Source organism: Chitinophaga sp. sic0106, from assembly GCF_019219075.1.
Lineage (GTDB): Bacteria > Bacteroidota > Bacteroidia > Chitinophagales > Chitinophagaceae > Chitinophaga.
Genome location: NZ_JAHUWJ010000016.1, coordinates 157,790 through 171,780, shown reverse-complemented (window position 1 = coordinate 171,780; position 13,991 = coordinate 157,790). Strand labels below are relative to the sequence as shown.

Annotated in this window: 11 protein-coding genes; 5 read left to right on the top strand and 6 right to left on the bottom strand. The window is 46.8% G+C overall.

Going from position 1 to position 13,991, the window contains the following annotated elements:
- Positions 1 to 213: 213 nt before the first annotated feature.
- Positions 214 to 1,845, bottom strand: coding sequence for an adenine deaminase (gene ade, locus KW844_RS21685; protein WP_218378878.1), 1,632 nt, complete (start codon positions 1,843 to 1,845; stop codon positions 214 to 216).
- A 99-nt stretch (positions 1,846 to 1,944) separates the two neighbouring features.
- Between ade and KW844_RS21680 the strand changes: the two genes are divergently transcribed.
- Positions 1,945 to 2,679 (top strand): outer membrane lipoprotein-sorting protein, encoded by a 735-nt coding sequence (locus tag KW844_RS21680; protein ID WP_218378877.1) that lies wholly within the window; start codon positions 1,945 to 1,947, stop codon positions 2,677 to 2,679.
- A gap of 86 nt (positions 2,680 to 2,765) precedes the next feature.
- On the opposite strand, the gene KW844_RS21675 is transcribed toward KW844_RS21680, so the two are convergent.
- Positions 2,766 to 3,770 carry a WYL domain-containing protein gene (locus KW844_RS21675; protein WP_218378876.1) on the bottom strand — a complete coding sequence of 335 codons (1,005 nt, stop codon included), beginning with the start codon at positions 3,768 to 3,770 and terminating at the stop codon, positions 2,766 to 2,768.
- 100 nt (positions 3,771 to 3,870) lie between these two features.
- On the opposite strand from KW844_RS21675, the gene KW844_RS21670 reads away from it, so the two are divergent.
- Both KW844_RS21670 and KW844_RS21665 read left to right on the top strand, forming a co-directional pair.
- Complete coding sequence (locus tag KW844_RS21670; RefSeq protein WP_218378875.1) at positions 3,871 to 4,224, top strand: hypothetical protein; 354 nt, start codon at positions 3,871 to 3,873, stop codon at positions 4,222 to 4,224.
- Positions 4,225 to 4,504: 280 nt separating this feature from the next.
- Positions 4,505 to 5,140, top strand: coding sequence for a peroxiredoxin (locus KW844_RS21665; RefSeq protein ID WP_073084090.1), 636 nt, complete (start codon positions 4,505 to 4,507; stop codon positions 5,138 to 5,140).
- Between the two features lie 261 nt (positions 5,141 to 5,401).
- Here the strand turns inward: KW844_RS21665 and KW844_RS21660 are convergent, their stop codons facing one another.
- Genes KW844_RS21660 through rlmN form a run of 3 tightly spaced genes read right to left on the bottom strand, consistent with a single transcriptional unit; the run spans position 5,402 to position 8,774 of the window.
- On the bottom strand, positions 5,402 to 6,124 hold the full coding sequence (locus KW844_RS21660; RefSeq protein WP_218378874.1) for an RluA family pseudouridine synthase: 723 nt from the start codon (positions 6,122 to 6,124) through the stop codon (positions 5,402 to 5,404).
- Between the two features lie 13 nt (positions 6,125 to 6,137).
- Positions 6,138 to 7,670, bottom strand: coding sequence for a pseudouridine synthase (locus KW844_RS29145; protein WP_255578570.1), 1,533 nt, complete (start codon positions 7,668 to 7,670; stop codon positions 6,138 to 6,140).
- 60 nt (positions 7,671 to 7,730) lie between these two features.
- A complete protein-coding gene (gene rlmN / locus KW844_RS21650; RefSeq protein ID WP_218378873.1) occupies positions 7,731 to 8,774 on the bottom strand; it encodes a 23S rRNA (adenine(2503)-C(2))-methyltransferase RlmN in 1,044 nt (347 codons plus the stop codon).
- Between the two features lie 212 nt (positions 8,775 to 8,986).
- On the opposite strand from rlmN, the gene KW844_RS21645 reads away from it, so the two are divergent.
- A complete protein-coding gene (locus KW844_RS21645; RefSeq protein ID WP_218378872.1) occupies positions 8,987 to 10,183 on the top strand; it encodes an acetyl-CoA C-acyltransferase in 1,197 nt (398 codons plus the stop codon).
- A gap of 78 nt (positions 10,184 to 10,261) precedes the next feature.
- Here the strand turns inward: KW844_RS21645 and KW844_RS21640 are convergent, their stop codons facing one another.
- On the bottom strand, positions 10,262 to 10,834 hold the full coding sequence (locus KW844_RS21640) for an RNA polymerase sigma factor (RefSeq protein ID WP_218378871.1): 573 nt from the start codon (positions 10,832 to 10,834) through the stop codon (positions 10,262 to 10,264).
- Between the two features lie 338 nt (positions 10,835 to 11,172).
- Here KW844_RS21640 and uvrA point away from each other — a divergent pair, with 338 nt between their 5' ends.
- Positions 11,173 to 13,989 carry an excinuclease ABC subunit UvrA gene (gene uvrA / locus KW844_RS21635; protein WP_218378870.1) on the top strand — a complete coding sequence of 939 codons (2,817 nt, stop codon included), beginning with the start codon at positions 11,173 to 11,175 and terminating at the stop codon, positions 13,987 to 13,989.
- Positions 13,990 to 13,991 lie beyond the last annotated feature (2 nt).

The window sequence follows — 13,991 nt, the reverse complement described above, 5'->3', positions numbered from 1 at the left end:
TATATCAATTATAAATAAAACAGGCAGACCTAAGTCTGCCTGCACAGGATAAACCTTGCCATAAAAACCAGGTCTTCCTTAAAATAAAGTTCTGCTTTTTTTGGAAATCAAAACAGTACCTCTTTTTATTCGGGGCCCTGATGGAGTCGTGCACTCACCTGAGTAATTCTCAGGGCCTTCGTTTAGTTTTGATACATCCGGCCATTTTTATTTTCATTCAGGGGTTACAAATGTAAAAGTATCACCGTCAAACAGTCCGAGGTCACTCAGCTTCAGATGTGGAATTACCAGCAAAGCCATGAAGGATAAGGTCATGAAAGGGGAAGCCAGCGGTGATCCCAGTTCTTTTGCTGCTTTGTCCAATGCCTTGTATTGTGCAGCAATCGTATGGCCGTCGAGGTTACTCATCAAGCCGGCTACAGGTAATGCCAGTACTTCCGCTTTACCGTTACGTACGAGGCTGATACCGCCTTTGGCAGCTATTACGGCATTCACTGCCGCGCAAATACTTTCATCATCAGCCCCTACTGCGATAATGTTATGGCTATCATGCGCCACCGAAGAGGCAATTGCCCCTTCCTTTAACCCGAATCCTTTTATGAAACTCAGTGCCGGTGCAGCATTACGATACCTGTTAACTACCGTGAGTTTAAGTACATCCTGGTTGATATCACCAGGGAGATGGCCATCCTCCGCTTTCAGGATAGCGCTGAGTTTATTGGTAATCAGCTCGCCTTCAATAGCACCAATTACAGGTACTTTCTGTGTGCTGTGCAGGGCAGGAATCATGAAGTCCTCCGTGGTTTTGGGGGTACAATCGAAGTTGTTGATTGTGTCCGCAGCTACTGACTGGATGAGGGTTTTACCATGCTCCGCTACTTTGATTCCGTTGATCCAGGTACCGACTATATTGAAATCTTCCAGGTTATCCACCATAATGAAATCGGCAGCGTCTTCTTCTCTCAATAACCCATTATCCAACTGATAGTGCAGTACTGGATTTACGCAGGCTGCACGCAATGTTTTGAACAGGTCCATTCCCTTTGCCAGCGAGCGTTTTACGAGCAGGTTGATGTGGCCGTCTTCGAGACTGTCAGGGTGTTTATCATCACTGCAGAACATTATTTTTTCATAATAGTCAGGTAGCAGCGGAATGAGTGCTTCAAAGTTTTTGGCAGCGCTTCCTTCGCGGATAAGTAAATGCATGCCATAGGATAATTTTTCCCTCGCTTCTTCAATGGTAAAGCACTCGTGATCAGTACTGATACCGGCGTTGATATAATTGCGGGCATCTTCGCCGCGCAGGCCTGGTGCATGGCCATCCACGGGCTTATTCATGGATTTCGCGGCAGCTATTTTGGCCATTACCTCCGGGTCATGATGCAGCACACCCGGGAAGTTCATCATTTCAGTGAGGTATTTAATATCGTTGCGAAGCAGGAGCTGCGCTACGTCGGCAGCCGTCACGGTGGCGCCGGCTGTTTCAAAAGTGGTGGCCGGTACACAGGAAGGTGCACCAAAATTAAATTTAAAAGGAACCGTTTTGCCATTTTCGAGCATATACTCCACACCTGCCACACCCAATACATTGGCTATTTCATGTGGATCACTGATGGTGGCCACGGTACCGTGCACCACCGCCATACGGGCAAATTCCGAAGGTATGAGCATGGAGCTTTCCACGTGTACGTGCGCATCTGTAAATCCCGGCATAATATAGCCATCACAGGGCTTTTCCAGGCGTGTTATCTTATTGATCCGACCGTCTTGCACCTGCAGGGTAGCAGGGTATATTTCCTGTTGAAGTACATCTACCAGGTTTCCGGTAATTTCAAATTTATTCATATTGTAAATCTAATCATTAGCACGGAGTTTGACAGAAAGGATAGGGGGAGAATTTGGTGGAAACGTTTTTATGTTATCTTTATTCGATAAATTATGATTATGAAACCAGTTAAGTATCTAAGTGTGTTGGTGTTGCTGATGGTGATGGCCGTAACGAATTCCTTTGGTCAGTCGCTCACCGACGTTTTAAATAAACACTATGCAGCAATGGGTGGAGTAGCTAAAATTTCAGGCGTAAAGACCCAGTATGTAGAAGGTGTTACCATGGCGCAAGGCCAGGAAATTCCCTTCAAAAAATGGGGACAGAATAATAAGTCAATGCGACTTGAATTTGAAGTGATGGGGACCAGCAATGTGCAGGTGCTGAATCAGAAATCCGGCTGGATCTGGATGCCGGTAATGGGCCAGCTGAGCCCGGAGGATATGGATTCTGCCACTTACAATGCAATGAAAGGTATGCTGGATATTTCCGGTAGTGAACTGTATGATTATGCAGCCAAAGGTAAACAGGTGGCGTTGGTAGGAAAAGATACCGTAGAAGGTAAGCCTGCTTATAAGCTGAAGGTTACTACCAAAGAAGGAAATGTAGGTTATGTGTTCCTGGATGCCAACTCTTACTACATTGTACGCGCTTTAAATTCTGTAAAGATTCAAGGCAAAGAGCAGGAGCTGATATCAGAATTTGCAGATTACAGCAAAAATCCGGAAGGTTATGTATATCCTGCTACCAGCACGCAAGGCGGAGGTATGATGACGCTGAAGATCAACAAAATGACGGTCAACCAGCCGGTGGCCGACAGCCTGTTTACAAAGCCGAAGCAACAGCAACAATAACATATATTGCATTAAATTTTTAAGGGGGAGAACGTAAGCTTTCGGCTTTCGTTCTCCCCCTTAAATTTGGGGCCACCTGCGGTGGTTTATTTATAATTCTTCAGCATCTGTGTTGCCTCTTCCTTCATTTTCCCGGCCAGCGATTGTGGCTGTAATACTTTCACGTTAGCGCCATAGCTCAACAGGGTCATAATCAGCTCCGGATTTACTACTACCTGCAGGGAAATATGGCATTCTTTGTCTGTGTCCTTTAACACTTTCTGCGAAGCATGTATGGGCTGTGATTTAATGTATTTGGCCTGTCGCGGCGTAAATGACAACAGCACTTCTTCCGGATCACCATCTGATACCGTGATGCCGATGGCATGTTTGAAGTAGCTGGCATCGTCGAAGTTCTTTTGATCAAAGTGTTTCATGGTGGGCCATATTTCCACTACGCGATCCAGCGCGAAGGTAAGTACTGCACCACCGCGCGTTTGCTGACTTTTACCGATGAGGTAAAACCGGTGCTGGTATTCCCGCAGGTGATAAGGTTCTACCCAGTGTTCTTTAGGCTCATCGCGCTCAAAGCTCTGGTAGGCGACGCGGATTATCTCCAGGTTTTTAATAGCATCTACGATAAAAGGTATGTGTTCGGCTCCTTTATACTGTGTGGTACGCGCAAACTTAATCAGTCCCTGGTTTTGCAGGGCTTCCCTGTTTATTTTAAGGCTGGCAGCTATTTTCAGGATGGAATCTTCAAATTGCTGTACTACAGGCAGACTTCTGAACTGTTCCAGGATACCGATAGCGATTTCGAGGCCCTGGAGGTCAGCTTCTTCAATAGGGAGCTGGCTGATGGAATAGTTTTCATCAGCATAGCGGTATGTTTTGGTGGCCCGGTCGTATACGATGGGCGCCATGTAGTTGAGTTCCGGGCCCTGCCGCATATCCTGTATATCTTTCTGTATGGTACGGGTAGACAAAACGGCATCCATTTTTTCAGAAACGTACTCTATCAGGTTTTCCAGGGTGGGCTTTGGCAGTCGTTTATTGCGTAATCGCTCATCTATCCAGCGGTATCGCGATACTGCATCTTTATTCTTTGGCACTAACAAAATAATTTGGATTAAAAATACAGAAATGTTTTCACTACGCATATCCTCTGCGTAACGGCCGGGTACTTTTGTATAGTAATTAAATCTGAAGGCAATGAACACAGCACGTACAATCAGTAGTCGGCAGCCGCTTCCAATTGGTGCTATTCTGCAGCGGGTTAACTGGCTGGAGATGGAGGAAGTTGCAGAAGAAAAAGGCAAAATAGTCGCTTTACCAGCAACGCCGCAGGAGCCGGAAAAACCCGTGCTACCGCCAGCGGCCCGCAAGGATATCAACAAGCGGATCCGGCATTGTGTCAAAGCTTTGGAACGTAATTACGACCTATACCTGGGATACCTTGAATTGGAGCTGGAAGATGCAGCTGCCCGTCAGGAGGCAGATCTGACAGATGATATGAAGTTCAGCCTGGCCTATTATGCCTGGCAGCTGCATCATGCCGCCTCCTGAAAATATTAATGATTTTTTAAGCCAGGCTGAATTCGCCGGCAGTGTACAGGCCTGACTGCAGCCAAATGTACCACCGGATCTTGTTAACCCCACTAACGGCCTGGCTGTCAAAGCTTTTATCCAGATGAATTAACCCTTATTTGTCCTTGTTTGATAACCCCTGTTTGTTAACCCCATTTGTTCCGCCCATCACAAAGGCTTGAAAAAAAAGAAAAAGTTCCCTTAAAGTCTATAACTTTTATAGGAAAATACTATTTTTGGTCAAGTAAATCGTAAAACTATGAGTTTAAGACTGGGCGATACAGCTCCCAACTTTACAGCTAGAACGACATTAGGAGAAATAAATTTTTACGATTACCTTGGAGACAGCTGGGGCGTACTTTTCTCGCATCCTGCAGATTTTACACCAGTATGTACCACCGAGCTCGGAAAAACAGCATTACTTAACGGCGAGTTTGCTAAACGCAATGTTAAAGTGCTGGCCCTCAGCGTTGATCCATTGGATAAACATCAAAGCTGGATAGGTGATATCAACGAAACACAAAACTGTGACGTTACTTTTCCTATTATCGCTGACGAAGACAAAACAGTGGCTAACCTGTATGGCATGATTCATCCTAATGCCTCAGAAACTTTTACTGTCAGATCCCTGTTTATCATCGGACCAGACAAAAAAGTTAAACTCACAATCACTTACCCTGCCTCCACTGGCAGAAACTTCTTTGAAGTACTCAGAGTGATTGACTCCCTCCAGCTCACCGCGCAGTACAGTGTTGCTACGCCTGCGGACTGGAAAGACGGTGAAGATGTTATCGTTACGGCTGCAGTGCCTACCGCCGACATCCCGGAACGTTTTCCGAAAGGCCATAAAATCATTAAGCCTTATCTGAGAACAACACCACAACCAAACAAATAATATTACCGGAATCTTTACTCCACCACCAGGTAAAGATTTTATCCGATAAAGATTTTTTAATGGTTGGTTTTTGATTTTTACGAAACGGGGATTTTTCCCCGTTTTTTTTATGCCATATAAAAGCGCATGAGTGATGCTGTCCCGCTTTATTGACGGGCCACCGGCCCGTCAATAAAGCGTAGTCCCCTGACCGCAGGCCAGGGGACTGCGCAAAAAAAAGACCGCCATCAGGCGGTCTTCTAAAAATATATAGCTCTTATACTAGCTTTTATGTTTACGTAGCTGATTGAGCAACGCCGCCATATCCTTTGGCAACGGCGCTTCCACCAGTTGTACATTCCCCTGCTGGTCCTTAAACTCCAGCTCAGCAGCATGCAATGCCAGCCTGCTCAGCAGCGGACGTTCTTCTTCCACATACTTACCCAGCTTGAACTTTTTCTTAATAGCGGAAAGCCTGATCGGCTCACCCGTGCCATACATCTCATCCACAGCCACCGGATGACCCAGGTGTTTCATATGCACCCTGATCTGATGCGTACGGCCGGTATGAATCTGTAATTTTACCAGGCTCAGTAATCCAAACTCTTCCAGTACTTTATAATCCGTCAGAGAGGCTTTACCGCGTCTGTTAGTTACCATCTTACCTTTCACCACCGGATGCTCCATAATGGCTTCATCCACACTGCCCTCCTTAGGAACCAGCTGTCCGGTAACCATCGCCAGGTAAAACTTTTTCACCTCCCTGCTCTCGAAAAGTTGGGAATAGTATTTATGTGCCGCCTCGTTACGGGCAAACAGGATAATACCACTCGTGTCACGATCCAGTCGATGTACGGTGAAAATTTCGCCATAATGCTTTCTCAACAGCCCCAGCAACGATGTTAACTCGTTATCATGGCGATCGGGTAATGTCAGCATTCCCGATGGCTTGTTGAGGATAACGAAATCCGGTGTTTCTAAAATAATATGCTCTTCTATACGCATCTGTGCCAGCCAATTATTTGAAGTGTTTCAGCAGTATGATTTCTTTCTCAGTGAGGAAACGCCACTGGCCACGGTTCAGGTTTTTCTTGGTGAGCCCCGCATACATCACGCGATCCAGTTTTTCTACGTTGTACTCCAGGTGCTCGAAAATACGGCGTACGATACGGTTCTTACCACTATGGATTTCGATACCAACCTGTTTTTTATCCTTAGGATCGATATACCCCAACGCATCTACGAAGGCAACGCCATCTTCCAGTGTCAGGCCCGCCACTATCTTTTCAGAATCAGCTTTGGTCAACGGTTTGTCGAGTTCTACCTGGTAGATTTTTTTGATGTTATGTTTAGGATGCGCCAGTTTCTGCGCCAGTTCACCATCGTTGGTGAGCAGCAGCAAACCGGAGGTATTGCGGTCCAAACGGCCCACAGGGTACACTCTTTCTTCTTCTACTGCATCTTCGATAAGATCCATTACAGTTCTGCGACCTTCCGGATCATCGGTGGTGGTGATATAACCTTTTGGTTTGTTCAGCAGGATGTAAACGAGATTTTTCTGTATCGTCAGTTTCTTGTCCAGCAGCGCTATGTTATCTTTTGCTGTTACCTTGGTAGCAGGTTCTTTTATTACCTCTCCGTTAACGGTTACTTTTCCTTCGCGGATATAGTCCACCGCCTTTCTGCGTGAGCAGAGGCCGGAATGGGCAATGAATTTATTCAGCGGCATTTCACCAGGGCCGAAAATGCTTTCCTTTTTCTCCTTTCCTTCTTTTTTAAAGGCGGGAGCAGCGCTTTCTCCTTTTTTTATCGGTGTCCTGCGGCGTTCGTGCTTATCCGTGAAACGATCGTTGGTACGATCAAAGAATTTCTTGCGGTTAAAGCCACTAGGTGTTTCTTTAGCAGATTTGTCGCCATCAAATTCACCATGGAAGCTACTTTCGCTGGAAGTTTTATAGTTGTCAGGTTTTTTGCGACCTGGTTTGTCAGACTCAAAAGAACGTTTACCACGGAAAGCAGGCTTTTCATCCTGGCCATCTTTGTTGAACGGACGTTTACCGCGGAAGGCAGGCTTTTCATCCTGGCCATCTTTGTTGAACGGACGTTTACCACGGAAAGCAGGCTTTTCATCCTGGCCATCTTTGTTGAACGGACGTTTACCGCGGAAAGCAGGCTTTTCGTCCTGGTCGTCTTTATTGAACGGACGTTTACCACGGAAGGCAGGTTTTTCGTCCTGACCATCTTTGGTAAAGGTGCGTTTACGGAAAGCAGGTTTTTCGTCCTGACCGTCTTTAGTAAAAGTGCGTTTACGAAACGCTGGTTTTTCATCCTGCGCATCTTTACCGGCGGTACGTTTGCGGAAAGGGGCGTCGCCATCTTCCGCTTTGCCGAAGCTGCGCTTGCGTGTATCATCGTTTGCAGATGCTCTTCCAGGCCTTTCACCATCGAAGGAAGGGCGGTTGCGGTTGCCTGCTGCCGGTTTTTCTGATTTGCCGGATTTGTTTTCTTTGAAAGGAGAGAACCCTTTACCAGCAGGTATTTTTTTCTTCATAAATATGTGTTGATTGAGGCCATCAGGGATGGCCGGCTTGATTGCATTGAGTTGAGAATATTATCCTTTGTTTGCCAGTTGTCCGCAGGCGGCATCGATATCTTTACCACGGCTACGGCGTAACCTTGCATTTACACGGTTTTTTGCGAGGTATTCCATAAACTGCTCGGCTTTGAGGGCGTCAGGCTTGCGGAATGTTGCATTATCGATCGGATTGTATTCGATGATGTTTACCAGGTCAGCGGGTACCTGGCGGTAAATTTTGATCAGTTCATCTGCATCTTCTTTACTATCGTTGAAGTTATCGAAGAGGATGTATTCAAAGGAGATCTCATTACCGGTGGCCTTGTAAAAATAATTCAGTGCATCTATCAGCTCTTTCAGACTATTGGTGTCGTTGATAGGCATGATTTCACTGCGTTTCTTGTCATTGGCCGCATGGAGGGACAGGGCGAGGTTAAAGCGCACTTTATCATCTCCCAGCTGGCGGATCATTTTTGCTACGCCGGCAGTGGAAACGGTAATTCTTTTGGGGGACATACCCAGTCCATCCGGAGAAGTGATTTTCTCGATGGCCTGTAATACGTTTTTATAGTTAAGCAGGGGTTCACCCATGCCCATGAATACGATATTGCTGAGTTTTTTGCCATAGGACTCCATGGCTTGCTGATTGATCAGGGCTACTTCATCATAAATTTCGTCGTAATCGAGGTTACGTTTACGGGCCATATAGCCAGTAGCACAAAACTTACAGCTGAGGCTGCAGCCCACTTGTGAGGAAACGCAGGCGGTTTGCCTGGATTCAGTAGGGATGAGTACACCTTCAACGAGGTGATTATCATGCAGTTTGAAACGACTTTTTATCGTTCCGTCGTTACTGTGCTGGGTAGCATCCACCTGAACGGCAGGGAGGACGAAGTTTTCTTCCAGCTTCTGACGTAAATCTTTGGAGATATTGGTCATAGCGTCAAAAGAGCTGGCATGACGCAGCCACAGCCATTCGTACACTTGCTTTGCACGGAAGGCCTTTTCACCTATTGCGCTAAAATATTCCTGTAATTGTGGCAAGCTAAAGTGCCGGATGTTCTTCTTGTCAGACTTCATTATTGACTATTAAATAAGCAATTGGCTGCCTTACGGCAGTCGGAAAGTATCTGCAAAGGTACTTAAATTCAGCGACAGTTAACGTTAATGCGCTGTAAATGGTTGTGTCTGTTAAGTTTTAGCCGTTTGCCACCTTTTGTTGGCGATGTTGGGGGAATTGGTTTACTTGCAGCATTACATTTTATCTTACCAAAACAAACAGTTTTATCAACATGCAGTCAGCCTATATCGTTGATGCGGTACGTACGCCTGTAGGGCGCTATGGTGGCGCATTGAGCAATACCCGTCCGGATGATATGTTTGCCCACGTAATCAAAGCTTTACTGACCAGAAATCCCGGTGTTGACCCGGCGGCCATAGAGGATGTAATTGCCGGTGCTGCCAACCAGGCTGGGGAAGATAACCGGAATGTGGCGCGTATGTCGGCCCTGCTGGCTGGTTTGCCGGTTACAGTAGCTGGCACTACGGTTAACCGCTTGTGTGCCAGTAGCTTACAGGCCATCATGGATGCGGCCAGGGGGGTAATGTGTGGAGATGGGGCTGTTTTTATTGCGGGTGGTGTCGAAAGTATGACTCGTGCCCCTTTTGTAATGCCCAAGGGAGATGCGGCTTTTCACCGCAAGCCGGAGATATATGATACTACCCTTGGCTGGCGCTTTGTCAACAAGCAGCTGGCTAATATGTACTATCCGTTTTCCATGGGAGAAACCGCTGAAAATGTAGCCCGGCAGTGGAATATCAGCCGGGAGGACCAGGACATATTTGCTCTCGGCAGTCAACGTAGGTACAAGGCTGCATTGGATGCTAATAAATGGGAGAGAGAAATAGTGCCGTTGCAGGTAGAGAAAAAGGAAGGGCCGGAGTCCTTCTCTAAAGATGAGCATCCCAGGGAGACCTCACTGGATAAATTATTCGCCCTTAAGCCTGCATTTGCCAAGGATGGCACTGTAACGGCAGGTAATTCCTCCGGCATTAACGATGGTGCAGCTGCCTTACTGATAGTATCGGAACAGGCGCTCAAAGATTTTGGCCTGAAACCTATTGCCAGAGTGGTATCCATGGGTGTTGCCGGTGTAGATCCTTCTATCATGGGGGTGGGCCCGGTGCCAGCTACCCAAAAAGCCTTGAAGCGTGGAGGTCTCACCGTGGCCGACCTGGGGCTGGCAGAGCTAAATGAAGCTTTTGCATCACAAACACTCGCCTGCATGCGTGATTTACATCTCAACGATGAAATAGTTAATGTAAACGGTGGATCAATAGCCATCGGACATCCGCTGGGTGCCAGTGGTGCGCGTATCAGCACTACGCTCCTGCATGAGATGCAACGCAGGCCGGAAGTGCGCTATGGGTTGGCTACGATGTGTATTGGTGTAGGGCAGGGAGCGGCGATTGTTTTTGAGAGATTGTAACCCAAACTGTTATAAAAAGAACGAGCGGTCGGACATTACATCCGGCCGCCCGTTGATGGCAAGCAAAAAAAGGGTCGTTCATAGACAAATTTGCTTCTCCGTCATCATTTTACGGAGATTGATCAGCCCATACCGCATACGACCGAGGGCGGTATTGATGCTAACCTGAGTAAGGTCGGCGATTTCCTTGAAGCTCAGTTCTGCGTAATGGCGAAGGATGATTACTTCCCTTTGTTCCTCAGGAAGCATATCCAGCATGCGTCTTACGCGGTCGTGGCTTTGCCGGGTGATGAGCTTCTCTTCAGCACAGCTGTCGCTGAAGCCCAGTACGTCGAAAATATCTTTATCGTCGCCCGTTTTGATCATGGGCGTCCGCTTTATCTTTCTGAAATGATCTACGCAGAGGTTATGTGCAATACGCATGGCCCAGGGAAGAAACTTCCCCTTCTCTGTGTAACGTTCTGCGCGAATAGTGTCAATAATTTTGATGAAAGTGTCCTGGAAAATGTCTTCCGCAAGGAATTGATCCTTTACCAGCAGCAGGATGGAAGTAAACACTTTATCCTTATGACGGTGCACCAGTTCTTCCAAAGCCGAAGAATGGCCTTTCTTAAAAAGGGTAATCAATTGCTCGTCGCACAATTTGTACATTATTTGCATAAACTTCTACAACTAGACGGGTTAGTAAAATGATTATCTGGACTTTACAGCCTCTTGGTTGTTGTAATTTTTGTTAAGTAGAGTTTATGCGATAGTGTGCAGTTTTAGGTTGAAAGTTGAATGAAGCCGGTACGAGAATATATCAAGTCCTATGCAAATATAATAGAATAGTTCAATAAAACAAATAATAAAAAAATCGCCTCAATATCACTGCAATAGCTCTCTCACGGCGGATTGGGGTGCGCCAAAGTTACCCAGTAAATGCCCTCTGGGAATTAGTAAAATGCTAATTACTTTAGTAACATCTTTTACCTTAAATTTGTTCTGTAATGGGAACAAAAGTAAAAAAACAAGCAAAAACCGCGGTCCCTCAGGAAGTTAGCCCTCAGGACAGCATTTTCATAAAAGGCGCCCGGGTACACAACCTTAAAAATGTGAGTGTATCCATCCCCCGTAACAAACTCGTTGTAGTAACCGGAGTTTCCGGGTCAGGAAAATCTTCCCTGACCATGGATACCCTCTACGCCGAAGGGCAGCGCCGCTACGCTGAAAGTCTGAGCTCCTACGCCAGGCAATTTCTCATGCGTATGAACAAGCCGGATGTGGATTACATCAAAGGTATCTGCCCGGCCATCGCTATCGAACAAAAAGTAATTACCCGAACGCCACGCTCCACCGTTGGCTCCATGACCGAGATATACGATTACCTCCGCCTCTTCTTTGGTCGCGTAGGTAAAACCTATTCTCCGATCTCCGGTCAGGAAGTGAAAAAGAACGAAGTGAGCGATGTGGTAGACTTCATCAGCAAGCTACCCACCGGCGCTAAAGTATTACTGCTGGTACCTTTCCGCCGCCACGCCAAACGTGATGCAAAAGAGGAACTCAATATCCTCATGCAGAAAGGTTTCTCCCGCCTGTACGTACCCGGTGGTGAAGGCAACGGTCTGCTCCGTATAGAAGAGCTGATGGAAGCCAAAAAAGTAACGGTGCCTAAAGAGGCGTGGGTACTGATCGACCGCCTTGTTGTTAAGGAATTTGATGAAGATGATAAACATCGTATAGCCGATAGCGTACAAACACAGTTTTACGAAAGTGAAGGCGATAGCTTTGTAGAAGTAGACGGTCAGGAGATGAAACATTTTTCCAACCGCTTCGAACTGGATGGTATGCAGTTCGAAGAACCGGTTCCCAACCTCTTCTCCTTCAATAATCCATACGGCGCATGTCCCACCTGTGAAGGGTTTGGGCAAGTGCTTGGTATCGATGCGGACCTCGTTATACCCGACAAACGGTTAAGCGTATACGAAAACGCCATTGCGCCATGGCGTGGTGAAAAAATGGGTGAATACAAAGAAGCGCTGATCAAAGCATCCCGCAAATTTGGATTCCCTGTTCATAAGCCCATCGCCGACCTGACAGACGAACAATACAATTTGCTGTGGACAGGTAATGAACATTTTTACGGGTTACATGAGTTCTTCAAAATGGTGGAACAAAACCTGTATAAAGTACAATACCGTGTGCTGCAATCCCGCTACCGTGGCCGTACTACCTGCCCCGATTGTGGTGGAGGCCGCCTCCGCAAGGAAGCCCTCTACATCAAAATAGGCGGAAAAAATATTGCCGAACTGGTAGATATGCCTGTTTCCGATCTGAGTAACTGGTTCAACGCGCTCGAACTGAGCGAATTTGATCAGCAAATTGCAAAACGTATACTCATAGAAATTTACCATCGACTTAAAACATTACTGGACGTAGGCCTCGGATACCTCACCCTCAACAGGGTAGCCAACACCCTCTCCGGTGGTGAAAGCCAGCGTATACAACTGACCCGCTCACTCGGCAGTAACCTCACCAACTCCATGTATATCCTCGATGAACCCAGCATTGGGTTGCATGCCCGCGATACACATCGGCTCATTGGTGTACTCAAGGAACTGCGCGATCTCGGAAATACGGTAGTAGTAGTGGAACACGATGACCTCATGATGCAGGAAGCGGACTATATCATCGATATGGGACCGCTGGCCTCACACCTGGGTGGCGAAGTGATTTTTGCAGGTACCTATCCGGAAATACTGGAAGATCCGAAAAGTCTTACCGGTCGATATCTCAACGGTACACTCACCATTGATCCGCCGGTGAAAGTGCGCAAATGGAAAAAGGCGATTACCGTTGAAGGTGCACGCCAGCATAACCTGAAAAATGTAACGGTTGATTTTCCGTTGCAGGTACTCACCGTTGTAAGCGGTGTGAGTGGCTCCGGGAAAACCACGCTGGTAAAGCAAATACTGTATCCTGCGCTAATGAAACTGAAAGGTGAATTTGCAGAGCGTGTAGGGAATCACAGGGCCATCACCGGCGCTATCGATGATATCACGCAGATTGAAATGGTGGATCAGAACCCGATTGGAAAATCTTCCCGCTCCAACCCGGTTACCTACATCAAAGCATATGACGAAATCCGCGACCTGTTTGCCAAGCAGCCGCTCAGCAAAATGCGTGGATTCCAACCTAAACATTTCTCCTTTAACGTAGACGGTGGCCGCTGCGATGCTTGTAAAGGTGAAGGTGAAGTAGTAGTGGAAATGCAATTCCTTGCAGATGTACACCTTACCTGCGAAAGCTGCAATGGTAAACGCTTTAAGGACGAAGTGCTGGAAGTAACCTACAAAGGGAAGAATATTTATGACGTGCTGGAACTTGGTGTGGATGAAGCGCTGGAGTTCTTCAAGGATGAGAAAGACGTATGTAATAAAATACGCCCGCTCAGCGAAGTAGGACTCGGCTATGTAAAACTCGGACAAAGCAGCGATACGTTGTCAGGTGGTGAGGCACAACGTGTGAAACTGGCGTCGTTCCTGGGTAAAGGGAAAGCGCAGGGGCATATCCTTTTCATCTTTGATGAGCCAACCACAGGGCTGCACTTTCATGATATCAAGAAATTGCTGGCTTCATTCAATGCATTAATAGAGCAGGGACATACAGTGCTGGTAATTGAACACAACCTGGATGTGATCAGAAGTGCCGACTGGTTAATTGACCTGGGACCTGAAGGCGGTGCCGGTGGTGGTAAGCTGCTGTATGCAGGTGTGCCGGACGGGCTTAAAAAAGTCAAGGAAAGTTATACAGGCCAATACCTTTAACA

What these genes read in the sequence shown, in the direction of transcription:
- ade (WP_218378878.1), bottom strand. Translation starts at nt 1,845, where the DNA reads ATGAATAAATTTGAAATTACCGGAAACCTGGTAGATGTACTTCAACAG.
- KW844_RS21680 (WP_218378877.1), top strand. Translation starts at nt 1,945, where the DNA reads ATGAAACCAGTTAAGTATCTAAGTGTGTTGGTGTTGCTGATGGTGATG.
- KW844_RS21670 (WP_218378875.1), top strand. Translation starts at nt 3,871, where the DNA reads ATGAACACAGCACGTACAATCAGTAGTCGGCAGCCGCTTCCAATTGGT.
- KW844_RS21665 (WP_073084090.1), top strand. Translation starts at nt 4,505, where the DNA reads ATGAGTTTAAGACTGGGCGATACAGCTCCCAACTTTACAGCTAGAACG.
- KW844_RS21660 (WP_218378874.1), bottom strand. Translation starts at nt 6,124, where the DNA reads ATGCGTATAGAAGAGCATATTATTTTAGAAACACCGGATTTCGTTATC.
- KW844_RS29145 (WP_255578570.1), bottom strand. Translation starts at nt 7,670, where the DNA reads ATGAAGAAAAAAATACCTGCTGGTAAAGGGTTCTCTCCTTTCAAAGAA.
- rlmN (WP_218378873.1), bottom strand. Translation starts at nt 8,774, where the DNA reads ATGAAGTCTGACAAGAAGAACATCCGGCACTTTAGCTTGCCACAATTA.
- KW844_RS21645 (WP_218378872.1), top strand. Translation starts at nt 8,987, where the DNA reads ATGCAGTCAGCCTATATCGTTGATGCGGTACGTACGCCTGTAGGGCGC.
- KW844_RS21640 (WP_218378871.1), bottom strand. Translation starts at nt 10,834, where the DNA reads ATGTACAAATTGTGCGACGAGCAATTGATTACCCTTTTTAAGAAAGGC.
- uvrA (WP_218378870.1), top strand. Translation starts at nt 11,173, where the DNA reads ATGGGAACAAAAGTAAAAAAACAAGCAAAAACCGCGGTCCCTCAGGAA.